We start from the raw sequence: 21,009 nt of genomic DNA, 5'->3' as shown, positions 1-21,009 counted from the left end.
GTGCGATGTCCGAAGACAGATCCGAGCCGCGTGTGGTGGCGACCGATGCCGCGCTCGCGCTCATCCGGGAGATCCAGGCGGATCATCCCGAAATCCTGTTCCACCAGTCGGGCGGCTGCTGCGACGGTTCCTCGCCCATGTGCTATCCGGCGGACGACTACATCGTCGGCGACCGCGACGTGAAGCTCGGCGAGATCGGCGGCGTGCCGGTCTATATCAGCGAAAGCCAGTTCGAGGCCTGGAAGCACACGCAGCTCATCATCGACGTCGTGCCGGGGCGCGGCGGCATGTTCTCGCTCGACAACGGCCGGGAGAAGCGCTTCCTCACCCGCTCGCGCCTCTTCGGCGCCGGCGAGGCCTGCCCTTTGCCGGGGCGTTAGAAGCAAGAACCCCGCCGGCGGGCCGACGGGGTTTCGCATTCATGCCGTCCGGCGTTCATCAGCCGCGGCATTCGCCGGGATGGACGACCTGATAACCTTCGGAGCCGGCCGAGCAGGCGTTTCCGAACGTCCTGCGGTCGCGGCCGCGTTGTCCGCAGACCGGATTGTATTCCATCGTGCAGACGCGCTGGTCGCCGCGGTCGCGATCCCGGTCGCGCCAGTCCGGCCGGTCACGGTCGCGATCCCGGCCGTCGCCCCAGTCGCCGTCGGGACGGCGGCCCTGGCATTCGCCGCGGCCGAGGATGTCATAGCCGCTCCGGCGTGCCTCGCAGGCATTCGCGAACGTCTGGCGGTCACGGCCGCGCGCGCCGCAGACCGGCGCGTACTCGCGCGTGCAGGCGCGGCCCTCGTCCGGGCGCGGATCCGGCCAGCCGCCGTGGCGGCACTCGCCGCGGCCGACGATCCGGTAGCCGCTCGAACGCGCTTCGCAGGCGTTCGCGAACGTCTGGAGATCGTTGCCGCGCGCGCCGCATACCGGAAGATATTCCATGGTGCAGGCCTGCGGGCGCGGGCGGTGGCCACCGGCGCCCTGGTCGGCCTCGACCGAGCAGGCCGCAAGCGTGCCGGCGGCGAGAAGGATGGCTATGCGGCCCGCCAGCCGGCGAAAGAGAGGCGACATCGATGGCATGGGGTCCTCCTGCTGATTCCTGCCGGACCCTAACGCAAAACGGGCGCGTTCGGTACCATCGCGCAAGCGAAAAACAGGCGGTGATTGAGCGATTCCGAGGGGTGTGCAATCGAGGATAGGCGCTCAGGCCCGCCGGATCAGTCGAAGAGGCTGGAGACCGATTCTTCCGCGCTGGTGCGGTTGATCGCCTCGCCGAGCAGGTTGGCGGTCGTGATGACGCGGATGTTGTGCGCCGACTGGACGGCCGTGGTCGGCTGGATCGAGTCGGTGATCACCAGCTCCTTGAGCTTGGAGGAGGTGACGCGCGCCACCGCGCCGCCGGAGAGCACGCCATGGGTGATGTAGGCGGTGACGCTGGTCGCGCCGTTCTTGAGCAGGGCCTCGGCCGCGTTGCAGAGCGTGCCGCCCGAATCGACGATGTCGTCGATCAAGAGACAGTCCTTGCCGGTCACATCGCCGATGACGTTCATGACTTCGGATTCGCCGGCGCGCTCGCGGCGCTTGTCGACGATCGCCAGCTGGCTGTCGAGCCGCTTGGCGAGCGCGCGGGCGCGCACCACGCCGCCGACGTCCGGCGAGACCACCATGACGTTCTTGAGGTCGTAGTTTTCCTTCACGTCGCGGGCCAGGATCGGCACGGCGTAGAGGTTGTCGGTGGGGATGTCGAAGAAGCCCTGGATCTGGCCGGCGTGCAGGTCGAGCGTCAGCACGCGGTCGGCGCCGGCTTCGGTGATGAGGTTGGCGACGAGCTTGGCGGAGATCGGCGTGCGGGGACCCGGCTTGCGGTCCTGGCGGGCATAGCCGAAATAGGGGATCACGGCCGTGATGCGGCGCGCCGAGGAGCGGCGGATCGCATCGATCATGATGAGCAGTTCCATCAGGTGGTCGTTGGTCGGGAAGGAGGTCGACTGGACGACGAAGACATCCTCGCCGCGCACGTTCTCCTGGATTTCGACGAAGATTTCCTGGTCTGCGAAGCGTCTGACCGTGGCGCGGCCGAGCGGGACATTCAGATAATTGCAGATCGCTTCGGCCAGAAGCCGGTTCGAATTGCCCGCGAAAACCTTCATCTATGGTCCGCCTGTGGATTATGCTGATGGGGGGCCTTTAAGCGGCAAAATCCTTGAATGCAAGGGCCTTGCCGTATCGGAAAAGCGTTTCTTCGCATTTCGCTGTGATTAACCGTTCACGTGCTTAACCGCGGGTGGCGCCGCGCCAGTCGAGATATTGGCGGATCGTCTTTTGGGCGATGCCTTCCATCGTGCGCGCCGGCACGACCGTCCACGGATCGGCCGCGGTGCCCGAGACGGTTTCCTGGCCCTGGATGCGGTGAAGCCGCGCGCCGCTGCCGTCGAGCACGTCCCAGACATAGACGACGGTGGTCTTGCCGTTGTCGTTCATGGCGGAGAAGTAGCCCTTCAGGATGTACCGGGTGGAGTTGTCCGAGGCGCTGCGGATCGTCAGCCCGTTGGAGCGCGCCTCCGCGCCGAGGCGTTTGGAAAGCGGCGTGACGGCCTCGACCGGCGCGCCGATGATCGGCAGGAAGCGGATCGTCTCGCCGGCCTCGGTGGCGCGCGGCAGCGCCGCGGTTTCCTCCGCTCCCCCGGAGGTTTCCGCCGCGAGCGAGCGCTGCGCCGCCGTGCGGGCAAGGCCGGCGTCCGATTGGCTCGTGTCGCGTGCGGCGCTGTTGCGGGCGAGCGCGTCGGCCTGGGCCTGCAACGTGCCGGCCGTGTCCTCGCCGGTCGATACGCCCGTGGCGCTCGCGCCCGCGTCGGTGAAGGCGGTCTGCTGGGTGGCGGTGGCAACCGGCATGGTGGTGACCGGTGTCGTCTCGGCGCTCATCTGGTCGAGATCGCTCTGGGTCACCGGCGGCGAATTGAAGCCGCCGCCGACATCGGCGCGGGGCGTCAGCGCGTCGGTGCTGTTGCAGCCGGCAAGGGTGGCGATAAGGCCGATCAGTGCCAGCCGCTTCATCAGCTCGTGCATTGCCATCGTCCGTGTCCTGCGGAGGCTTGCGCCTCCTCCGTTCCCCGCAACGATTTATGGGGTGCCGCGGCAAGTCCTGTCAATCGCAGGATCTTGCGGGCGGCACATTGTCAGACCTCGATGAAATCGAGCCCGTAGCGCGACAGCGGTTTCGGCGTGTCGGTGGTCGTAAGGTAGGTCTGGCCGAGCGTCATGGCCGTGGTGCTGTCGGAATCGAGGATGATCGTGTGCACGAAGAGCGACATGTTCGGCTCGATTTCCTGCGGATTGCCCATGAGAAACATCTGCGGGTCCATCCAGGACGGGGCGAAGCGGGCGCCGACGGAATAGCCGCAGGTGTTCAGCCGGTGCCGGGCAAGGCCGCGCTCGTCGATGATGCGGGCGAAGGTCTCGAAGACGGTGCCGAAGGTATTGCCGGGGCGCAGAACCATCTCCATCGCCTGGATGGCTTCGCGGCAGGCGCTATAGAGTTCGCGGTGTCGGCTGGTCGGCTCGCCGATGATGGCCGTGCGCATCATTGGCGCATGGTAGCGCGCGCTGACGCCCGACCATTCGAGGGTGAGCTGGTCCTGTGCATCGAGCCTGCGGCGGCCCGACTTGGAGCGGCAGAGCAGCGCATCGGCGCCCGAACCGATGACGAATTCGTTGGCGGCATAGTCTCCGCCGCCCGCAAGCACCGCATTTTGCAGCGCGGCCAGGATCGCCGCCTCGTCGCCGCCCGGCGCGATGAGCGGCAGGGCCGCGGCGAGCGCGTCGTCGGAAAGGGCCGCCGCGCGCTCGACATAGGCGATCTCGGCGGGGCTCTTGATGAGGCGCAGGCGGCTGACGATCGCCGAGGCGTCGACGATCTCCCCGAAACTCTGAAGCTGGTTGTCGAGCAGGCGCGTGTTGCGGCCGGTGAGGCCGTGCGTGTCGTATTCGACGCCGATGCGGCAGCCGAGCAGGTCGAGATCGGAGAGCAGGTTCTTCAGGTCCATCGCCGGGTCCGCGTTCACGCGGTCGACCCATATCTCGATCTTCTCGATGTTGGAGGTGTGGCGGGCCTGGCGCAGGTCGGCCGAGCGCGTCAGGAGCACCATGTCGCCATCCGCCTTCACGACCAGGGTCTGGAAGAAACAGTAGCCGAAGGTGTCGTAGCCCGTCAGCCAGTACATGCTCTCCTGCGCGAAGAGCAGCATGGCGTCGAGTTTTTCCTCGCGCATGCGGGAGGTCAGGCGCTGGAGCCGGTTGGCGTATTCCTCGGTGTCGAAGTGAAGTGCCATGACGGTGTGTCCCTCGCTTTTTTCGGGGCTTCAGCCCCTTATCATGATCGCCGAAATCTGGCGGCCGTAGTCGGGCTCCTGCCGGTGGGTGGTGCGCCGGTAGGAGAAGAAACGATCCTCGTCGGGATAGGTGCAGATGTCGAGGTTTTCCGCCGTGACCCCGGCATCGGCGAGCCGCTGCGTCGTCAGGGCCGGCAGGTCGAACATCGCGTGCCCGGCCTTCCCGGACGGCGTGAAGTAGCGTTCGTATGCCCTGTCGACGCCGAGGAAGCGTTCGACGAACTCCGGGCCGACCTCGTAGTTCCGCCGGCCGATCGAGGGGCCGAGGCTGGCGAGGATGCGCTCGCGCCTGGCGCCGAGCTTTTCCATGGCCGCGACGGTGTTTTCCAGCACGCCGTAAAGCGCGCCCTTCCAGCCGGCATGGGCGGCGCCGACGACGCGTGCGTGCGGATCGCAGAAGAGGATGGGGCCGCAATCGGCCGTCAGCACGCCGAGCACGACGCCGGGCGTGGCGCTCACCATCGCGTCGGCCGCGGGGCGGGCGCCGTCATAGGTGTCGTCGACCACGACGACATCCGGCGAATGGACCTGGTGCACGGTGGCGAGCCGTTCCGGGGCGACCGAGAACCAGCGGGCGACGCGGGCGCGATTCTCGTGCACGTTCTCCCGGTCGTCCCTGGAGCCGAGGCCGACATTGAGGCCGCGATAGATGCCTTCCGAGACGCCGCCGGCGCGGGTGAAGAAACCGTGGCGCGCGGCCTCGCCCGCGTGCTGCGCAAGCAGCGGGCTTTCTATCGGGGAGGGAAGCGCTTGGTCCTTCATGGTCTCTCGGCTGGCTTCGGGACGGCCGCCAGGCAAGGATTTTAGCCGGGCATGCGGGGTGCAGATCGGGCCGGATGTTGTCCGGCCTTGGCGGGCGTGTCAATCGGGCTGGCGGAAGGGAAAGAGCGCGAGCGGTGCGCTGCCGACCGCCAAGACCTTGAAAAGATCGCCCATTTTCCCGGCCCCGGAGCCCGCCAGCCGGTCGACGTCGGAAAGGATCGCCTGCTGCGTCGCCTCGTCGCGGTGGCGGCCGAGGGCGGAGGCGCGCTCGCCGATGCCGAGGCCGATGAGGAAGTCGCCCTGATGCAGCATGCCGTGCACATGCAGGCCCGCGGCGGCCGCGGCGCCGGCAAGGCGCTCGAAGTCCACATGGCTCGTCAGGTCCGCCTCGCCGGGGTGGGCAAGCGGCGGGTCGAAATCGTGCTTCAGCACCGCCTGCAGCGTATCGCCGAAGCCGGTGACGAAATGGCCGTAGTCGATCACCACCGCCGTGCCGCCCAAGCGGGCGATGCGCTCGCCGATCGTCGCCATCACGGCCTCGCGGGCAGGGGCGATCTCGAAGATCGTGCCGTTGGCGACGGTCTTGTGGTTTTCCGGCAGAAGGGCGGGGTCGATGCCGGCGACGCCGGCGGCGAAGGTCAGCTCGTCGTTCGCGTCGAGGCCGACCATGCGCTCGCGGAAGCCGGAGGAGGTCTTGACGAACTGGCGGATCGGGATCGCGTCGAAAAGCTCGTTGGCGGCGAGGAGGACGAAACCGTCGGGCAGCTCCTCGAAACTGTCGTGCCAGGCGACGCGGGGGGCATGGGTGCCGAGCGTGTCCTGCTGGACGGTGCGCAGCTTCTGGCTCGTCTCGACGAGGTGGACCGTCGCGCCCTCGTAGAGCTGCGGGGCGATCCTGGCGATGACGCGCAGCATGTCGGCCATCATGGTGCCGCGGCCGGGGCCGATCTCGGCGATGCGCACCTGTTCCGGCCCGCCGTGCTTCTGCCAGGCGTGGACGAGGAAGACGCCGAGCATCTCGCCGAAGAGCTGGCTCACCTCCGGCGCCGTGACGAAATCGCCGGCGCGCCCGAACGGATCGCGGGTGCGGTAATAGCCGTATTCGGGATCGGCGAGGCAGAGCGCGAAATAGTCGGTGACGCTGATGGGGCCGTTGGTGCGGATCAGCGCCTTGATCTTGCGGGCGAGGGGCGTCGGCATGGGCGCTCAGGCGCTGGCCGGCGCGGCGGCGCGGGCGCGCAGGATCGCCCAGATGCCGGCGGCGAGCATCGGCAGAGAAAGCAGCATGCCCATGGTCAGCCAGCCGCCGAAGAGGTAGCCGAGCTGCGGGTCCGGCTCGCGGAAGAACTCGACCGCAATGCGCGAGAGCGCATAGCCGGCGACGAAGAGGCCGGTGACGAGGCCGGGGCGCTTGAGGGCGCCGAAGCGATGGATGGCGATCGCCAGAACCGAAAGCAGGACGATGCCCTCAAGGCCTGCTTCGTAGAGCTGGCTCGGGTGGCGGGCGAAGGGGCCCGCCTGCGGGAAGACCACCGCCCACGGTGCATCCGACAGGCGCCCCCACAGCTCGCCGTTGACGAAGTTGGCGATGCGGCCGAAGAACAGCCCGATCGGCACGACGGCGGCGACGATGTCGAACAGGCTCCAGATCGGGATGCCGTTGCGGCGGGCGAAGAGGATCATGGCGAGCGTGGTGCCGGCAAAGCCGCCATGGAACGACATGCCGCCGTTCCAGACCTGCACGGCGCGCAGCGGATTTGCGGCGACGCTGGCGAAATCGTAGAACAGGATATAGCCGATGCGCCCGCCCAGGATGATACCGACGGCGGCCCAGACGAGGAAGTCGTCGAGCTGGGTGCGGGTCATCGGCGCTTCGCCGGCCCAAAGCCGCGGCGTCTCGATCAGCCGGCGCGCATAGAGCCAGCCCAGCATGATGCCGACGACGTAGGCGATGCCGTACCAATGGATCGGAACGGGCCCGAGATGGAAGGCGACCGGATCGATCTCCGGGTAGGGCATGATGGCGAAAAGCTGGGCGAGGTTCGTCAAGGTTCAGGTCTTCCGGTTTTCGCGCGGAAGATGGCGGCGCCTTACGGCAGGGTCAAGGCGGTAAATCGTGATCGCGGGCCGTCGGACGGTCCGAACGGGCGGCGATCCACCGGAATCCGCTTGCAAGCGGCAGCGCGAGACCCTACCTCAGGTCCAGGACGCGGGCGGTGGCTGCCCGCCAGGACCATCGACACCCGAGGAGGGCAGACCATGACCACCGGTGCGAACCGCATTCTCGACGACTTCGCCAAGCTGATGACCGATGCCGCCGGCGCCGCCCAGGGCGTGCGCAAGGAGGCCGAGACCATGTTCCGCGCCCAGGCCGAGCGCTTCATCAACGGCATGGACCTCGTCAAGCGCGAGGAGTTCGAGGCGGTGCGCGAAATGGCGATCAGGGCGCGGGACGAAAACGACGCGCTGCTGAAGCGGATCGAGGCTCTGGAAGCCCGTCTCAACGCGGGAAGCTGAGCCGTTCCGGCACGGGTTTCATCCGCCGGGACTCGGCTGGCGTGATTCACGTCGCGCCAACCATTTTTTTTAATAAAATTTTCACCCCTGTGGACACTTGCGAAAAGCCCTTTTCGCAGAATCTCTTAAGCGTCCGACCTGAATCTTTTTGACAACCTCTGTCCACAACCGGACGGAGAAAATGGCCGGGCGGGGGCTGGCGTCGTGACTCCGCCATTATACACTGATTTTAAATGATGATTCGAAACGGGCAGCGCAAGCTTCGGGCAGGGTAAGTCGTCCAGATTGCGCTTAGTGCCGAGCAATCATTCAGTGTTGTATCCGGAGTTCGGTTTGCCGCGTCGTGTGTGTGAGCGCGATGATGCATGCCTGCCGGCCTTGAAGGTGATGCATGAGCCTTATGGAATTGGATATCGGACGTCAGTCCAACCCGGTCGACATGATCGAGTTCGTCGCGGCCAACAATGACTGGACGTTCGAGCGGTCCGGCGAAGACGAGATCGCGATGACCGTGGAAGGCAAGTGGACGGACTACCACGTCTCCTTCTCCTGGATGGAAGAGTTCGAGGCCCTGCACCTTGCCTGCGCCTTCGACATCAAGGTGCCGGAGAGCCGCGTCAACGAGGTCATGTGCCTGCTCTCGCATGTCAACGGCCAGGTGCTCATGGGGCACTTCGATCTCTGGCGCCGCGAGGATGTCGTGATCTTCCGCCAGTCGCTCCTGCTCGCCGGCGGCGCCGAGCCCACGAACAGGCAGGTCGAGGTGCTGCTCTCCAGCGCGCTCGAAGCCTGCGAGGCGTATTTCCAGGCCTTCCAGTTCGTCGTCTGGTCCGGCATGGACGCCCAGTCCGCGGTGGACGCGGTCTTGTTCGAAACGGTCGGGGAAGCTTAAGCATGGCGGTTGCAGGCTCCGGCCCCATCGTTCTCGTCGGCGCCGGAAACATGGGCGGCGCCATGCTGTCCGGCTGGCTGAGGAGCGGCATTTCCGGATCGTCGGTGATCGTCATCGATCCCGGTCCGTCGCCCGCCATGGCCAAGCTCATCTCCGATAACGGCGCGCGCCACGAGACCGCTGCGCCCGAAGGCGTGAAGGCCGGTGTCATCTTCATCGCGGTCAAGCCGCAGGTCGTCGATCAGGTGCTGCCGCCGCTGAAGGGTCTCGTCGGCCCGGATACGGTGGTGGTTTCGGTCGCCGCCGGCAAGACGGTCGCCAATCTCGAAAGCCATCTCGGCGAGGCCGCCACGGTGCGTGCCATGCCGAACACGCCCGCCATGATCGGCCGCGGCGTGACGGGCGCTTTCGCCAATGCGCGCGTTTCGCAAGCGCAGCGCGATTTCGTGCATTCCCTGCTCAAGGTGAGCGGCCCGGTCGAATGGGTCGCGAGCGAGGCGGACATCGACGCCGTTACGGCGCTCTCGGGCAGCGGCCCGGCTTATGTCTTCTATCTCGTCGAGTGTATGGCGGAGGCAGGACGCAAGGCGGGCCTGCCGGCGGATCTCGCCATGCGGCTCGCACGGGAAACCGTCGCGGGGGCTGGTGAACTGCTTCACCAGTCCCCCGACGACGCCAGCCGCCTGCGCCAGAACGTCACCTCGCCGGGCGGCACCACGGCGGCCGCCCTTTCCGTCCTCATGGCCGAGGACGGCATGCAGCCGCTCTTCGACAAGGCGATCGCCGCTGCCCGCAAGCGCGCCGAGGAACTGGCGGGCTAAGCCCTCCAAGGACACCTTCATGACAGAGACCATCACCTACGCCGATTTCGAACGGGTCGACATTCGCGTCGGCACCATCGTGGAGGCGCTGCCGTTCCCCGAAGCGCGCAAGCCGGCCTACAAGCTCACGATCGATTTCGGCCCCGAGATCGGCACGAAGAAGTCGTCGGCGCAGATCACCGTGCACTATACGCTGGAAGAGCTCGTCGGCCGCCAGGTGCTCGCCGTCGTCAATTTCCCGCCGCGCCAGATCGGGCCGGTGCGCTCGGAAGTTCTCACGCTCGGTTTCGAGGACGAGAACGGGGCGATCGTCCTTGCCGGTGTCGGCCAGCCGGTGCCGAACGGCAAGAAGATGTGCTGAACCTGACCGTCACGCCGGAACGCGGATCGTCGCCCTCAGCCCGCCCATGGGGCTATCCGAAAGCGTGACGTTGCCGCCATGGCTGCGGGCGATGTCGAGCGCGATGGCAAGGCCGAGGCCGGTGCCGGAGGCATCGAGGTTGCGCGCCTCGTCCAGGCGGAAGAAGGGCTTGAAGACATCCTCGCGCGCGCGTTCCGGAATGCCGGGGCCGTCGTCGTCGACGGTGATCGTCAGCCATTTGGCGCGGTGGCGTGCCTCCACGTGCACGGTCCTGGCATAGCGGAACGCGTTCGAGACGAGGTTGCCGACGAGCCGGCTGAAGGCGTTCGGCCGCACCATCACCTCGTCGTCGCCGTCGATTTCGCTGGTGAAGGCGCGGTTGTGCAATTCGGCTTCCATGGCGAACCTGTCCAGCAGGTTGGAGAGCCGCAGCTTGCCGACATCCTCCTCGGCATCCCCGCGCGCGAAAGAAAGGTAGCCTTCGAGCATGCTCTGCATGTCCTCGACGTCCTTGTTGAGACCCTGCAGGTCGGGATTGTCGCCGGCGAGCGCGAGCTGGAGCTTGAAGCGGGTGAGGATGGTGCGCAGGTCGTGGCTGACGCCGGTGAGCATGGCGGTGCGCTGCTCCATCTGCCGTTCGATGCGCTCGCGCATCAGGATGAAGGCAAGGCCGGCGCGGCGCACCTCGTCCGCGCCGCGGGGCGCGAAGTTCTCCGGCATCTTCTGGCCCTTGCCGAAGCTCTCGGCGGCCTGCGCCAGCGCCAGGATCGGGCGGATCTGGCCGCGCAGGAAGAGGATGGAGATGGCGATGAGGACGAGGGACGCGCCGATCATCCAGAGCAGGAAGATATGGGTGTTCGAAGCATAGGCCTGGTTGCGCCGGGCGTAGACGCGCAGCACCTTGTCGTCGAGCAGAATGCGGACTTCGACGAGGCTGCTTTCGCCGACCGTGTCGATCCAGAACGGCCGGCGGATCTGGCGGACGATCTCCTCGCTCAGGATCTCGTCGAGGATGTTGAAGAACGGCTTGCTGCGCGGCGGCGGCAGCTCCGTGCCGGGCTCGATCGAGACGATGAGCTCCAGCCGCTCGCGGGCGATGCGGATGATCTCGGAATAGTTCTCGTCCTGCGGATAGGTCTCTATGAGATCGATGATGGCGGCGATGTCGCGGGTGACGGCCATGGAGAGGCGCTGGGTCACCAGCTGCCAATGGCGCTCCATGAAGACGAAGGCGACGACGGCCTGGAGAAGCACCATCGGGATGATGATGATGAGCAGCGAGCGCGCGTAGAGGCCCGTCGGCATCTGGCGGCGCAGCCAGCGGGCAAAGCGCCGCCAACCGGCAAGCGGCGCGCGCTCGATGTCCCGCCGAAGGGTTTCGAACGTGCTCATCGGACCGCGCTTTCCGCCGGGCGATCCACGGTCAGCCCTGCTCGACGCTCAGCCGGTAGCCGATGCCGCGCACCGTCTGCAGCCAGACGGGATTGGACGGGTCGTCCTCGATCTTGCGGCGCAGGCGATTGATCTGCACGTCGATGGTGCGCTCGCCGACCTCCGTCTCCTCGCCGATCAGCTCGTGGCGGGGGATGGTCTCGCCGGCGCGCAGCGAGAAGAGCAGCATGATCTCCTGCTCGCGGTCGGTGAGGCGGATCGGGTCGCTGCCGCGCTTCAGCTCCTTGCGCACGATGGAGAAGGTATAGGGGCCGAACATGACCTGCTCGATCTTCGGCGTGGCGGGCGCCGCATTGCGCTTGAGGATGTTGTTGATGCGCAGCACCAGTTCGCGCGGCTCGAAGGGCTTGGGCAGGTAGTCGTCGGCGCCCGCCTCCAGGCCTTCGATGCGTGCCTGGGATTCGGCGAGCGCCGTCAGCATCAGGATCGGCACGGGGCGGATCTCGCGCAGGCTCTTCGTCAGCGACAGCCCGCTTTCGCCCGGCATCATCACGTCCATGATGATGAGGTCGAAATCCAGGCCGCGCAGCTTGCGCCTGGCCTCGTCGGCATCTCCCGCCACGGTGACGCGGAACCCCTGCTCCACCAGGTAGCGGTTCAGGAGATCGCGGATACGGGTGTCGTCATCGACGACGAGAAGATGGGATGCGTCGTCGGAGGGCGCGCCGGCAGCGGTCATCGTCTTCACCTCCTTGTCAATCTGTCATTCGCCCTTGGCGTTCTGCATGCCGGTGAGGAACTGGATCACCACCCGGCGGTCGCCCGCGTTCATCTCCTCGAATGCACGGGCGATGCGGCGGGATTGCGGCTCGGCGAGCGCGAGCGCGAGCTTCCGTCCGGCCCGCGTCGGGTAGAGCTTGCGCTGGCGGCGGTCCTCGGGCCCCGCCACCTGCTGGATATAGCCGGAATCGATGAGCTGCTTCAAGACGCGCGCCAGGCTCTGCTTGGTGATCTTCAGCGTGTCGAGGAGGTCAGCGACCGTCATGCCCGGCTCGCGGTTGACGAAATGGACGACCCGGTGGTGGGCACGGCCGAAACCGCTCTTCTCCAGGATGGCGTCCGGATCGGAAATGAAGTCGCGATAGGCGAAGAACAGGCCCTCGATGATCTCGAAATCGATGTGCCCGTCGCCCGTCATGGCGTCCTCGTGCAGCTCGCTCACGCCGACCTTCTCCGGCATCTGTCGGGCCACGTTGTCATTTCCTTTCATGCCTTGCCGTCCCTGCGTAATTTATAGCAAGATATGTCAGCTTTGTTGACATATTTTGCCGCTCTTGTTAGGGTCCCGCGCAAATTGCGGTACCCGGGCGCCGAAGAATATCCGGTGTTTCTCCGATCCCCAATCCGGATTACCATCCAGATCAGGTAATCCTGCCTGTTTCTGGTTAGACCGTAACGGGCAAAACAATCAACTTGAAAGAATGGCGTGAGAGCGCCGGAGGATGACACCATGGCTGTTCCCTTTGACCAACTGGACGGACAAATCTGGTTCAACGGCGAGTTCGTCGACTGGAAGGACGCGAAGATCCACGTGCTGACGCATGGCCTGCACTATGCAAGCGCCGTCTTCGAGGGCGAGCGCGCCTATGGCGGCCGCATCTTCAAGCTCACCGAGCATAACGAGCGCCTGCATGCCTCCGCCGATATCCTCGGCTTCAAGATTCCCTACACCGTCGAGGAACTGGATGCGGCCAGCATCGAGCTCCTGAAGCGGCAGGGCTTCTCCGAGGCCTATGTGCGTCCGATCGCCTGGCGCGGCTCGGAGATGATGGGCGTCTCGGCGCAGAACAACCGCATCAACGTCGCCATCGCCATCTGGCAGTGGGGCAGCTATTTCAATCCGGCCGAAAAGCTGAAGGGCATCCGCCTCGACATCGCCGAGTACCGCCGCCCCGATCCGCGCACCGCGCCGTCGAAGTCCAAGGCCGCCGGCCTCTACATGATCTGCACGATCTCCAAGCACGCCGCCGAGGCCAAGGGCTATGCGGATGCGCTGATGCTCGATTATCGCGGCCAGGTGGCCGAGGCGACCGGCGCCAACGTCTTCTTCGTCAAGGACGGCGTCATCCACACCCCGCTGCCCGACTGCTTCCTCGACGGCATCACGCGCCGCACGGTCATCGACCTTGCCAAGCGCCGCGGCTATCAGGTGGTCGAGCGGGCGATCATGCCGGAAGAGCTCTCCGGCTTCTCCGAATGCTTCCTGACGGGCTCGGCCGCGGAGGTCACGCCGGTCTCGGAAATCGGGCCGTACCGCTTCACGCCGGGCACGATCTCGGAAACGCTGATGAACGACTACATGAAGGAAGTCTATCCGGTTGCCGCCGCCGCGGAATAAGCGGCGGGCATAGCCCTCCCGATAGCTTTCCGGTGAATAGGCGGCCCTTTCGGGCCGCCTTTCCGATGCAGCCGTCAGGCTGCCTTCTTGCCGAGCACCGCACCGACGATGGCGGTCAGCACGCCGCCGCCGACGAGGCCGCCGATGCCGTCGGCAACCAGGCCGGTGAGGCCCGCTTCGCCGCCCACCAGTTGCAGGAGGAGACCGCCCCCGACGCCGCCGATGGCGCCGACGACGGTCCGCACGATCGCGCTCACGGCCGCCTGTTTGAGGGCGGCGCCCGCGACATTGCCGCCGACGGCGCCGGCGACGAGCTGCGTGATGATGGGCACCAATGCTTCCATGACTTCCCCTCCGAAAGGTCCGCCCGGAAGCAGAGAGTGGTCCGGGCCGGATGCCTGCCTCGTTGCCGGGGCGCGGTCTGGAGCCCGCGCGCCCGCTGCCGAAAAATTCGGCACCCGCAACGTGCGGACAATTTTGGGATCTGTCAATTTGTCCGAGTGGCTCGTGCACCGGAGTCTTGCAAAAGCAAAGAGGCGGCCGCTCGGCGGCCGCCTCTTCCTTCCCCGCAGTGGCTTGGTTGCCGCGGTTGTTATTCTGCTGCGATGACGCCCCGGCGGATCTGGTCCTCCTCGATCGATTCGAAGAGCGCGCGGAAATTGCCCTCGCCGAAACCCTCGTCGCCCTTGCGCTGGATGAATTCGAAGAAGATCGGGCCGATCACGGTCTTCGAGAAGATCTGGAGCAGGATCTTCGTCATGCCGCCGTCGACGACGCCTTCGCCGTCGATCAGGATGCCGTGCTTCTTCATGCGCTCGACCGGCTCCTCGTGGCCGACGACGCGCACATAGGAGCGGTCGTAATAGGTGTCCGGCGGGCCGGGCATGAACTTCACGCCGTTTTCGGCCAGCCTGTCGGTCGCGTCGTAGATCGCGTCCGTGCCGACGGCGATGTGCTGGATGCCTTCGCCCTTGTACTTCTTCAGGTACTCGACGATCTGGCTCGTCTCGTCCTTCGATTCGTTGAGCGGAATGCGGATCTTGCCGCAGGGCGAGGTGATGGCGCGCGAGACGAGGCCGGTGATGCGGCCGTCGATGTCGAAGAAGTGGATCTGCTTGAAGCCGAAGAGCTCGCGGTAGAAATCCCACCACTTGTCCATGTTGCCGCGATAGACGTTGTGGGTCAGGTGGTCGAGATAGTAGAAGCCGACACCTTCGGGCTTCGGATCGCGCTCGCCCGTCCACTCGAACTCGGCGTCATAGGCCGAGCCCTTGGCGCCGTACGTCTCGACGAAATAGAGCAGGGAGCCGCCGATGCCCACGATGGCCGGCACGTCGAGCGCCTTGTCGTCGCCCTCGTAGGGCGTGGCGCCCTTGGAGACGGCATGCTCGAAGGCGTGTTTTGCATCGACCACGCGCCAGGCCATGGAGGCGGCGCAGGGGCCGTGCAGCTCCGTGAACTTCATGGCATGCGAGCCGGGCTCGGCGTTGACGACGTAGTTGATGTCGCCCTGGCGCCAGACGGAAATCGCCTTGGTGCGATGCGTGGCGACCTTGCTGTAGCCCATGCGGGCGAAGAGGTCTTCCAGCTTTTCCGGCTCGGGATGGGCGAACTCGACGAACTCGAAGCCGTCCGTGCCCGCCGGGTTGTCGGCCGTGATCTCGGCCGGCGGCGCGTCATGCGGAAATGGGCCCATCGTTCGTCCTCCTCGAAATTGATGTGGAGGGAAGTATGACGCGATTTCCATGCAATGTGCGTGCATAGTGCTTGCGCTTTGGCAATTCCATGCCATGTTCGTGCATGGAGAAGGGAAATGGAGGGCAGATCGTGCAACTGGATGAGTTCGACCGCAAGCTGCTGACGCATCTGCAGGAGGACGCGCGCCTGACGAACAACGAGCTGTCGGAGCGCATCAATCTCTCGCCCTCGCAATGTTCGCGCCGGCGCATCAGGCTGGAGGAGGAGGGCATCATCCGGGCCTACCGGGCGGAGCTCGACCGGGAGAAGCTCGATCTCGGCATCGTCATCGTCGTCACCGTGACGCTCTCGACCCACAACCGCGACAATGCCGTGCGCTTCGCGCGGTTGATCTCCAACCTGCCGGAGGTGCTGGAGGCCTATTCGCTGACGGGGGAGATGGATTACATCATCAAGGTCGTGGTGCCGAACCTGAAGGCGCTTTCCGCCTTCGTCAACGACGTGCTTCTGCCGCACGAATCCGTTTCGCATGTGAAGACGGCCATCGTGCTCGATACGCTGAAGGAAACCACGGCCCTGCCGCTCTGACCACTGTTGCCTTGAAGCAACAGCCGCTCGCCTTGCCTGTTCCCTGTGGAACTGGCCGGATTCCCGCGTCGTTGTAGAAGCGATCCAGCAATGTGGGGCCGAACGCGGCCGAAGCCAGAGGGAACAGGACAATGCAAGCCGATCCGAAGAAGCAGAACCCGGTCGCCGACCGCCTCCGCCCGGTGGTCTATCTCTATGCCGCCATCAATATCGCGGTCGTCGCGCTTCTCTTCTCCACCGTCTCGCCGACGCTCGCCACCGGCCCCGCCCAGGAGATGGCGAGCCTGCGCTGAGTTCTCGCTTGGTCTTCGCGCGCGCTTGCGGCTATACGGGTTCGACACGCGGCAATCGAGCGAGGACCTCATGGGCATGCTTCAGGCGGGCATCATTCCCGTCACTCCCTTCCAGCAGAACTGCACCATCATCTTCGACACCGAGACGAAGGAAGGCGTGGCCGTCGATCCGGGCGGCGACGTCGAGGTTATCCTTGAGACGGCCAGAAAAAGCGGCATCGCCTTGCAGGCGATCTGGCTGACGCACGGCCATATCGACCATGCGGGCGGCGCGAAGGAACTGAAGGACGCGCTCGGCATCGACGTCATCGGTCCGCACAAGGACGATCTTTCGCTGCTCCAGCGGCTGGAGGCGCAGGCCTCGATGTTCGGCGTGCCGATGAAGGTGGCGAACGTGGTGCCGGACCGCTGGCTGGAGGACGGCGATACGGTCTCCTTCGGCGATCACGAGTTCGAGGTCTACCATACGCCGGGCCATGCGCCCGGCCACGTGATCTACTTCAACCGCAAGCAGGGCTTCGCCCATCTCGGCGACGTGCTTTTCCAGGGCTCGATCGGGCGCACCGACCTGCCGGGCGGCAACCACCAGCAGCTTCTGGATTCGATCCGCGACAAGGTGTTCCCGCTGGGAGACGAGGTCGGCTTCCTCTGCGGCCATGGGCCGGGCGGAAAGATCGGCGAGGAACGGCGCACCAACCCGTTCCTGCGCGGGCTTTAGGAGAGGAGAAGGGTACTCTCAGCCTGTTGACAGGCCTTGCCCTAAGCCCTCCGTCATCCTCGGGCTTGGCCCGAGGGCCGGCCATGACGAAGGAGAGGTTGGGCGGACTTTGCCGGAGGTGAGGGCGCCGCACGGCGCCCTTCTCGTTTCGATGCTTCCGGTGTCAGCCGGCGACGCAGAAGTGCTCGCGGCCGTCATAACCGACGAAGGTGCCGGTATCCGGGTTGAACGAGCGGTAGCGCCGCGAGCAGTATTCGTACCAGGACTGCGTCCAGGGCTCATAGCTCGGCGCCGGGCGATAGATCACGCGCCGTTCGGGCTCCGGATAGTATTCCGGCTCCACATAGACGCGGCGCTCGTCATAACGCGGCTGCGAGGCGATGGCGCCGCCGATGATCATGCCGGTCGCAAGCCCCAGCGCGCCGCCAATGAGGGCATCGCGGTCGCCGCGGTGGCGGCGATGATGGCGGTAACCGTCTCCGCGCCAGTAGCCGTCGCGATCGCGCGCCTCGGCGAGGCCCGCGGTTGCGGTGAGCGTCGTCGCGGCGACGGCAACGGACAGCACGAGTGTCTTGATGACTTTGTTCATGACGTCGTTCCTTTGGATCCGGCCCATGCCGGTCGATCACGGGAACAAACTAGAAGACTGAGGCTGAATGGAGGCTGAATGAAAAAACCCGGCATCTCTGCCGGGCTTCAACTGAAAGTCCTGAGAGAGCCGGATCAGCCGGCGATCTGCAGGTTGACCGCCTTCGGCCCTTTGCCGCGGCGATCGGGTTCCGTGTCGAAGCTTACCTTCTGGTTTTCGGAAAGGCCGTTCAGGCCCGAGGCCTGCACAGCAGAAATGTGTACGAAGATATCCGCACCACCGTTGTCGGGCTTGATGAAGCCGAAGCCCTTCTCGGTGTTGAAGAATTTTACAGTGCCAGTTTCGGCCATGCGTCAGGTCCTTTTCTCTCTGCCCGTATGGATTTGGCGGCGGGCAGCATAACAGTTTTGCCCCGAGGGGCGTTAGGCAGGCAGTTCTCGAGGTTGAGGAAAGGGTCCTGTTTTCACCGCAGCCAGCCAACCACAGGGTCACAAGGACCATCCAGATGTTGGCTGCCCGGAATTGTTTCGCGTCTCCGGCGCGCTTTTATTCAAGGTCTTCCCGTGTTCGCAAATTGCCCGAACGGCGCAAGAGTGATGCGTTTGCGTTAAATTGGCAAGCAAAAGTTTTGGTACGCGTCCAAGGCGCCTCACTTTGGTCAAATTCCGGGCGATTGCCAAAAAATCCCGCAATTTCCACGGGGTTTTTACGGTTCTAGTATGATTTATATTGCGGCGCCGAAGAAAAGGCCGGCGGCAGCGCGCAGCCTTGGCCGCCAGCGGCGTCAGTCCGTCGCGGTGGAACGGAAGACCCGCAGCAGCGCGCCGTCCGTGTCGTCCGTCAGCAGGAGCAGCGCGCCGTCGGGGGCGACGATAACGTCGCGGATGCGGCCGAACTCGCCGTCGAACAGCCGTTCCTCCGAGACGATCGCGCCGCTTTCGTCGCGCTCGAGGCGGGCGACGAGCTGGTATTTCAACGCGGCGACGATCAGGTCGCCCTCCCATTCCGGGAACATCGCGCCGCGATAGACGGCGATCGCGCCGGGCGCGATGGACGGATCCCAATAGTAGAGCGGCGGCTCGTAGCCCTCGGCGGAAGAGCCGAGGTCGAATTCCGCGCCCGAATAGTGCCGGCCGTAGGAGACGAGCGGCCAGCCGTAGTTGCGGCCGGGCTGCGGATTGTTGATCTCGTCGCCGCCGCGCGCGCCGTGCTCGGCGGAGAGCAGCGTGCCGTCCTTGGGGTCGATGGCGAGCCCCTGCGGATTCCGGTGGCCCTTCGACCAGATTTCCGCAAGGCCCTCGGACGTTCCGAGGAAGGGGTTGTCGGCGTGCGGGCTGCCATCCGGGTTGATGTGCAGGATCGCGCCGGCGTGGTCGCGCGGATCCTGGGAGCGGGAGCCTTGCCCGCGGTCGCCGATGCCGAAGAACAGGCTGCCGTCGCCGGCGATCGCGATGCGCGAGCCGAAATGCTGGCCGCGCGGGGTGAGGCGGTTCATCAGGAAGATGCGGGCCGTGTCCTGAAGCCTGGTGCCGTCGTCCGAGAGCCTTGCCCTGGCGACGGCCGTGCCGGCACCGCCGTCGCCGCGGGCGCTATAGGTGAGGTAGAGCGTGCGGCTGCGGGCGAAATCGGGGGCGAGCGCGATGTCGAGCAAGCCGCCCTGGCCGTTCGTCGCGACCTCCGGCACGCCGCTGATGGGCGCGGAGACCTTGCCGTTGCGCACGATGCGGAGCGTGCCGCCCTTTTCCGAAACGAGATAGCCGCCGTCCGGCAGGACTTCGACCGACCACGGCTGCTTCAGGCCGCTTGCCAGCGTCTCGACGGCGAGCGCGGCCTTCTTGCTGGGGAACTCGCGCACTTCCGCGGCGGAGAATACGGGAGAAAACGTCAGGGCGAGGAAGACTGCGGCAGCCGCGCCGTTCAGAATGTCCTTCAAGCCGCCGGTGTCCCTTCGCATCGCCATCTCCCGCCCTTTGCCGTTAACTGGCCCGGAACACGGCGGCTTTCAAGGGCGATGCCGGCGGGCGGAAGTCACTTTTGCGTGGGTTCGAACTGCGAGGCGCTCTTCTCGATGCCCGAGGTCTTGATCGTGTCGATCGCGACGGCGGGGGGCGAGACCAGGCTGACGACCATGGCCACGCAGCCGGCGAGGGCCGTCATGGCGATCAGGAACATGGCCCGGGATTCCCGTGCCTTCGGCGTGCCGTCGGTCTTGTCTTCATCCAGAAACATCGTCGTCCCCTTTTCTCCGCTTTTTCCGCGCTGTGGGTACGAAAAGGCCTGCCGAAATCGGCGCGACAAGGACCGAATTGCGGCAAGGCCCGACATTTATTGCGGCAAAAAGATGGCATGGTAAAAAAGCCGGATTTTCAGCATATTCCGGCGAATAGACCGGGCATTTGCGCCGTTCTAGACGCCGCGTCTGCCGAAGTGGCGTAGGGGGCGCACGACACGGGTCTCGGCGGTCGCCGGGGAAGCCTCCGGCGGCGCCGGCGCGGGCTCGTCCGGCAGTTCCGGAAAGGCGAGGTTGAAGCTCGTCGGGGCGAGTTCGGGACGGGCCAGCAGGTAGCCCTGCATCAGCGGACCGCCCATCTCGCGGCAGAGGGCGATCATGTCCGGCTCCTCGATGCCCGCGACGACGGCGCGGATGCCCTTGCGGGCGAACTGGCCGACCACCACGCGCAGCAAGGCAAGGCCCGCGGAGTTCTCCGCAAAGCCGCGCAGCCAGGCGGGATCGAAGGTCACGAATTGCGGTTTCAGGCGCTGCAGGCGTTCGAGGTCGCGGTCCTCGCCGGTATAGTCGTCGATGGCGATGGAAAAGCCGCTGTCATGCAATTTTGCGGCGAACCGCGCCAGCGCGTCGGGATCATCGAGGGGATGCTCGCGGATCTCGCAGGCGATCGCTTCGGGCGGCAGGCCCGCCTCGTGGGCCGCAAGCCGCAGCCGCTCGACCTCCTGGCGCATCGCCTGCGCCGTCATGTAGAGGCCGGTGTGGAAATTGACGACGAGGGCGGCATGGCGGCGGCCGAGCGCACCGGTGTTGAGGATGTGCAGGCTGCGGCAAAGACCGTCCACCGCCGCGCGTTCGTCCGCGGGCACGCCCTGGAAGAATTCCGCCGGCGAGCAGGGCATGCCGCCCGTGCTGGCCCGGATCAGGCCCTTGAAGGCGGCGATCTGCAACTGGCCGTCGGTTCGTTCGCAAAAGATCGGCTGGAGCGCGGATTGCAGGAGGTAAGAGCCGTAGACGGCGCTGAAGGCGCCGTCCGGCTGGCGAACGAGGTTGGAGAAGATGCTTTTTTCGCTCATGCAGCGCACCATCCGCTGGAACGATGTCGACGGTGCAAGCATAGGAGGCACCCGTTAACGCCGGCTTAATCCTTCGCGTAAAACTTTTTGCTGTTCCTTGTCGTTTCAACCATTTCGTGTGGAAGGGCCGGGGCGAGACGGCAATCCATTCGCGTCGTTAATGGCGTTCATGAAAATTTGCGCGCGGGCCCGCATTTCCCGCTTTTTTCGCCCTTCGCGCTTGCAAGACCGGCCCACATTCGACATAGACCTAACCGCTATGGAGCCCGGCGCTCCGGGTCCATGGCGCCAAGCCGTCTTT

The 21,009-nt window shown here is 65.7% G+C and carries 26 protein-coding genes; 9 read left to right on the top strand and 17 right to left on the bottom strand.

The window, feature by feature from the left end:
* The first annotated feature begins 5 nt into the window (after window positions 1-5).
* On the top strand, window positions 6-380 hold the full coding sequence (locus tag ACIIOY_RS01925) for a DUF779 domain-containing protein (protein ID WP_411032911.1): 375 nt from the start codon (window positions 6-8) through the stop codon (window positions 378-380).
* A 58-nt stretch (window positions 381-438) separates the two neighbouring features.
* On the opposite strand, the gene ACIIOY_RS01920 is transcribed toward ACIIOY_RS01925, so the two are convergent.
* From ACIIOY_RS01920 to lgt, 7 genes are all read right to left on the bottom strand, one after another.
* Window positions 439-1,068 (bottom strand): Kazal-type serine protease inhibitor domain-containing protein, encoded by a 630-nt coding sequence (locus ACIIOY_RS01920; protein WP_411032910.1) that lies wholly within the window; start codon window positions 1,066-1,068, stop codon window positions 439-441.
* A 137-nt stretch (window positions 1,069-1,205) separates the two neighbouring features.
* Window positions 1,206-2,138 (bottom strand): ribose-phosphate pyrophosphokinase, encoded by a 933-nt coding sequence (locus tag ACIIOY_RS01915; RefSeq protein ID WP_411032909.1) that lies wholly within the window; start codon window positions 2,136-2,138, stop codon window positions 1,206-1,208.
* A 124-nt stretch (window positions 2,139-2,262) separates the two neighbouring features.
* Window positions 2,263-3,054, bottom strand: a complete 792-nt coding sequence (locus tag ACIIOY_RS01910) for a hypothetical protein (protein WP_411033048.1) — start codon at window positions 3,052-3,054, stop codon at window positions 2,263-2,265.
* Between the two features lie 110 nt (window positions 3,055-3,164).
* Window positions 3,165-4,316, bottom strand: coding sequence for a M24 family metallopeptidase (locus ACIIOY_RS01905; RefSeq protein ID WP_411032908.1), 1,152 nt, complete (start codon window positions 4,314-4,316; stop codon window positions 3,165-3,167).
* Window positions 4,317-4,346: 30 nt separating this feature from the next.
* Window positions 4,347-5,138 (bottom strand): peptidoglycan editing factor PgeF, encoded by a 792-nt coding sequence (gene pgeF / locus ACIIOY_RS01900; protein WP_411032907.1) that lies wholly within the window; start codon window positions 5,136-5,138, stop codon window positions 4,347-4,349.
* Between the two features lie 99 nt (window positions 5,139-5,237).
* Entirely contained in the window at window positions 5,238-6,338 is a 1,101-nt protein-coding gene (locus ACIIOY_RS01895) for a class I SAM-dependent methyltransferase (protein WP_411032906.1), read from the bottom strand.
* A gap of 6 nt (window positions 6,339-6,344) precedes the next feature.
* A complete protein-coding gene (gene lgt / locus ACIIOY_RS01890) occupies window positions 6,345-7,157 on the bottom strand; it encodes a prolipoprotein diacylglyceryl transferase (protein WP_411033047.1) in 813 nt (270 codons plus the stop codon).
* Between the two features lie 240 nt (window positions 7,158-7,397).
* Between lgt and ACIIOY_RS01885 the strand changes: the two genes are divergently transcribed.
* From ACIIOY_RS01885 to ACIIOY_RS01870, 4 genes are all read left to right on the top strand, one after another.
* Complete coding sequence (locus tag ACIIOY_RS01885; protein WP_411032905.1) at window positions 7,398-7,655, top strand: accessory factor UbiK family protein; 258 nt, start codon at window positions 7,398-7,400, stop codon at window positions 7,653-7,655.
* Between the two features lie 391 nt (window positions 7,656-8,046).
* On the top strand, window positions 8,047-8,547 hold the full coding sequence (locus ACIIOY_RS01880; protein WP_411032904.1) for a type III secretion system chaperone family protein: 501 nt from the start codon (window positions 8,047-8,049) through the stop codon (window positions 8,545-8,547).
* 2 nt (window positions 8,548-8,549) lie between these two features.
* Window positions 8,550-9,368, top strand: a complete 819-nt coding sequence (proC, locus tag ACIIOY_RS01875; protein WP_411032903.1) for a pyrroline-5-carboxylate reductase — start codon at window positions 8,550-8,552, stop codon at window positions 9,366-9,368.
* A gap of 19 nt (window positions 9,369-9,387) precedes the next feature.
* Complete coding sequence (locus ACIIOY_RS01870) at window positions 9,388-9,729, top strand: tRNA-binding protein (RefSeq protein ID WP_411032902.1); 342 nt, start codon at window positions 9,388-9,390, stop codon at window positions 9,727-9,729.
* Between the two features lie 9 nt (window positions 9,730-9,738).
* On the opposite strand, the gene ACIIOY_RS01865 is transcribed toward ACIIOY_RS01870, so the two are convergent.
* Genes ACIIOY_RS01865 through ACIIOY_RS01855 form a run of 3 tightly spaced genes read right to left on the bottom strand, consistent with a single transcriptional unit; the run spans window position 9,739 to window position 12,361 of the window.
* Entirely contained in the window at window positions 9,739-11,121 is a 1,383-nt protein-coding gene (locus tag ACIIOY_RS01865) for an ATP-binding protein (protein ID WP_411032901.1), read from the bottom strand.
* 31 nt (window positions 11,122-11,152) lie between these two features.
* The gene (locus tag ACIIOY_RS01860; RefSeq protein WP_411032900.1) at window positions 11,153-11,860 is read right to left on the bottom strand and encodes a response regulator; all 708 of its coding nucleotides are present in this window, start codon (window positions 11,858-11,860) and stop codon (window positions 11,153-11,155) included.
* A 24-nt stretch (window positions 11,861-11,884) separates the two neighbouring features.
* Window positions 11,885-12,361 (bottom strand): MarR family winged helix-turn-helix transcriptional regulator, encoded by a 477-nt coding sequence (locus ACIIOY_RS01855; protein WP_411033046.1) that lies wholly within the window; start codon window positions 12,359-12,361, stop codon window positions 11,885-11,887.
* 270 nt (window positions 12,362-12,631) lie between these two features.
* Here ACIIOY_RS01855 and ACIIOY_RS01850 point away from each other — a divergent pair, with 270 nt between their 5' ends.
* Window positions 12,632-13,519 carry a branched-chain amino acid aminotransferase gene (locus ACIIOY_RS01850; RefSeq protein ID WP_411032899.1) on the top strand — a complete coding sequence of 296 codons (888 nt, stop codon included), beginning with the start codon at window positions 12,632-12,634 and terminating at the stop codon, window positions 13,517-13,519.
* Between the two features lie 74 nt (window positions 13,520-13,593).
* Here the strand turns inward: ACIIOY_RS01850 and ACIIOY_RS01845 are convergent, their stop codons facing one another.
* Together ACIIOY_RS01845 and hppD are read right to left on the bottom strand one after the other, a co-directional pair.
* Window positions 13,594-13,863 (bottom strand): hypothetical protein, encoded by a 270-nt coding sequence (locus tag ACIIOY_RS01845; protein ID WP_411032898.1) that lies wholly within the window; start codon window positions 13,861-13,863, stop codon window positions 13,594-13,596.
* A 248-nt stretch (window positions 13,864-14,111) separates the two neighbouring features.
* Entirely contained in the window at window positions 14,112-15,215 is a 1,104-nt protein-coding gene (gene hppD, locus ACIIOY_RS01840) for a 4-hydroxyphenylpyruvate dioxygenase (protein WP_411032897.1), read from the bottom strand.
* A gap of 89 nt (window positions 15,216-15,304) precedes the next feature.
* Here hppD and ACIIOY_RS01835 point away from each other — a divergent pair, with 89 nt between their 5' ends.
* The 3 genes from ACIIOY_RS01835 (at window position 15,305) to ACIIOY_RS01825 (ending at window position 16,816) form a co-directional block, all read left to right on the top strand.
* Window positions 15,305-15,805 carry an Lrp/AsnC family transcriptional regulator gene (locus ACIIOY_RS01835; RefSeq protein WP_411032896.1) on the top strand — a complete coding sequence of 167 codons (501 nt, stop codon included), beginning with the start codon at window positions 15,305-15,307 and terminating at the stop codon, window positions 15,803-15,805.
* Window positions 15,806-15,936: 131 nt separating this feature from the next.
* Window positions 15,937-16,098 (top strand): hypothetical protein, encoded by a 162-nt coding sequence (locus tag ACIIOY_RS01830; protein ID WP_411032895.1) that lies wholly within the window; start codon window positions 15,937-15,939, stop codon window positions 16,096-16,098.
* A 76-nt stretch (window positions 16,099-16,174) separates the two neighbouring features.
* Window positions 16,175-16,816, top strand: coding sequence for an MBL fold metallo-hydrolase (locus ACIIOY_RS01825; protein ID WP_411033045.1), 642 nt, complete (start codon window positions 16,175-16,177; stop codon window positions 16,814-16,816).
* A gap of 163 nt (window positions 16,817-16,979) precedes the next feature.
* Here ACIIOY_RS01825 and ACIIOY_RS01820 read toward each other — a convergent pair whose 3' ends face one another.
* The 5 genes from ACIIOY_RS01820 to ACIIOY_RS01800 form a co-directional block, all read right to left on the bottom strand.
* Entirely contained in the window at window positions 16,980-17,405 is a 426-nt protein-coding gene (locus ACIIOY_RS01820; RefSeq protein ID WP_411032894.1) for a BA14K family protein, read from the bottom strand.
* Between the two features lie 134 nt (window positions 17,406-17,539).
* On the bottom strand, window positions 17,540-17,755 hold the full coding sequence (locus tag ACIIOY_RS01815) for a cold-shock protein (protein ID WP_064330734.1): 216 nt from the start codon (window positions 17,753-17,755) through the stop codon (window positions 17,540-17,542).
* 434 nt (window positions 17,756-18,189) lie between these two features.
* Complete coding sequence (locus ACIIOY_RS01810) at window positions 18,190-19,359, bottom strand: PQQ-dependent sugar dehydrogenase (protein WP_411032893.1); 1,170 nt, start codon at window positions 19,357-19,359, stop codon at window positions 18,190-18,192.
* 74 nt (window positions 19,360-19,433) lie between these two features.
* Window positions 19,434-19,634, bottom strand: coding sequence for a hypothetical protein (locus ACIIOY_RS01805; RefSeq protein ID WP_411032892.1), 201 nt, complete (start codon window positions 19,632-19,634; stop codon window positions 19,434-19,436).
* A 177-nt stretch (window positions 19,635-19,811) separates the two neighbouring features.
* Entirely contained in the window at window positions 19,812-20,708 is an 897-nt protein-coding gene (locus ACIIOY_RS01800; protein WP_411032891.1) for an EAL domain-containing protein, read from the bottom strand.
* Between the last annotated feature and the right edge of the window lie 301 nt (window positions 20,709-21,009).

This window comes from Shinella agrisoli (genome assembly GCF_046557955.1).
Taxonomy (GTDB): Bacteria; Pseudomonadota; Alphaproteobacteria; order Rhizobiales; family Rhizobiaceae; genus Shinella.
This window is presented reverse-complemented; position numbering and strand designations above follow the sequence as displayed.

Excerpts from the sequence above, each read along its gene's own strand:
- ACIIOY_RS01925 (WP_411032911.1), top strand. The coding sequence starts at position 6 with ATGTCCGAAGACAGATCCGAGCCGCGTGTGGTGGCGACCGATGCCGCG.
- ACIIOY_RS01920 (WP_411032910.1), bottom strand. The coding sequence starts at position 1,068 with ATGCCATCGATGTCGCCTCTCTTTCGCCGGCTGGCGGGCCGCATAGCC.
- ACIIOY_RS01915 (WP_411032909.1), bottom strand. The coding sequence starts at position 2,138 with ATGAAGGTTTTCGCGGGCAATTCGAACCGGCTTCTGGCCGAAGCGATC.
- ACIIOY_RS01910 (WP_411033048.1), bottom strand. The coding sequence starts at position 3,054 with ATGCACGAGCTGATGAAGCGGCTGGCACTGATCGGCCTTATCGCCACC.
- ACIIOY_RS01905 (WP_411032908.1), bottom strand. The coding sequence starts at position 4,316 with ATGGCACTTCACTTCGACACCGAGGAATACGCCAACCGGCTCCAGCGC.
- pgeF (WP_411032907.1), bottom strand. The coding sequence starts at position 5,138 with ATGAAGGACCAAGCGCTTCCCTCCCCGATAGAAAGCCCGCTGCTTGCG.
- ACIIOY_RS01895 (WP_411032906.1), bottom strand. The coding sequence starts at position 6,338 with ATGCCGACGCCCCTCGCCCGCAAGATCAAGGCGCTGATCCGCACCAAC.
- lgt (WP_411033047.1), bottom strand. The coding sequence starts at position 7,157 with ATGCCCTACCCGGAGATCGATCCGGTCGCCTTCCATCTCGGGCCCGTT.
- ACIIOY_RS01885 (WP_411032905.1), top strand. The coding sequence starts at position 7,398 with ATGACCACCGGTGCGAACCGCATTCTCGACGACTTCGCCAAGCTGATG.
- ACIIOY_RS01880 (WP_411032904.1), top strand. The coding sequence starts at position 8,047 with ATGAGCCTTATGGAATTGGATATCGGACGTCAGTCCAACCCGGTCGAC.
- proC (WP_411032903.1), top strand. The coding sequence starts at position 8,550 with ATGGCGGTTGCAGGCTCCGGCCCCATCGTTCTCGTCGGCGCCGGAAAC.
- ACIIOY_RS01870 (WP_411032902.1), top strand. The coding sequence starts at position 9,388 with ATGACAGAGACCATCACCTACGCCGATTTCGAACGGGTCGACATTCGC.
- ACIIOY_RS01865 (WP_411032901.1), bottom strand. The coding sequence starts at position 11,121 with ATGAGCACGTTCGAAACCCTTCGGCGGGACATCGAGCGCGCGCCGCTT.
- ACIIOY_RS01860 (WP_411032900.1), bottom strand. The coding sequence starts at position 11,860 with ATGACCGCTGCCGGCGCGCCCTCCGACGACGCATCCCATCTTCTCGTC.
- ACIIOY_RS01855 (WP_411033046.1), bottom strand. The coding sequence starts at position 12,361 with ATGCCGGAGAAGGTCGGCGTGAGCGAGCTGCACGAGGACGCCATGACG.
- ACIIOY_RS01850 (WP_411032899.1), top strand. The coding sequence starts at position 12,632 with ATGGCTGTTCCCTTTGACCAACTGGACGGACAAATCTGGTTCAACGGC.
- ACIIOY_RS01845 (WP_411032898.1), bottom strand. The coding sequence starts at position 13,863 with ATGGAAGCATTGGTGCCCATCATCACGCAGCTCGTCGCCGGCGCCGTC.
- hppD (WP_411032897.1), bottom strand. The coding sequence starts at position 15,215 with ATGGGCCCATTTCCGCATGACGCGCCGCCGGCCGAGATCACGGCCGAC.
- ACIIOY_RS01835 (WP_411032896.1), top strand. The coding sequence starts at position 15,305 with ATGCCATGTTCGTGCATGGAGAAGGGAAATGGAGGGCAGATCGTGCAA.
- ACIIOY_RS01830 (WP_411032895.1), top strand. The coding sequence starts at position 15,937 with ATGCAAGCCGATCCGAAGAAGCAGAACCCGGTCGCCGACCGCCTCCGC.
- ACIIOY_RS01825 (WP_411033045.1), top strand. The coding sequence starts at position 16,175 with ATGCTTCAGGCGGGCATCATTCCCGTCACTCCCTTCCAGCAGAACTGC.
- ACIIOY_RS01820 (WP_411032894.1), bottom strand. The coding sequence starts at position 17,405 with ATGAACAAAGTCATCAAGACACTCGTGCTGTCCGTTGCCGTCGCCGCG.
- ACIIOY_RS01815 (WP_064330734.1), bottom strand. The coding sequence starts at position 17,755 with ATGGCCGAAACTGGCACTGTAAAATTCTTCAACACCGAGAAGGGCTTC.
- ACIIOY_RS01810 (WP_411032893.1), bottom strand. The coding sequence starts at position 19,359 with ATGCGAAGGGACACCGGCGGCTTGAAGGACATTCTGAACGGCGCGGCT.
- ACIIOY_RS01805 (WP_411032892.1), bottom strand. The coding sequence starts at position 19,634 with ATGTTTCTGGATGAAGACAAGACCGACGGCACGCCGAAGGCACGGGAA.
- ACIIOY_RS01800 (WP_411032891.1), bottom strand. The coding sequence starts at position 20,708 with ATGAGCGAAAAAAGCATCTTCTCCAACCTCGTTCGCCAGCCGGACGGC.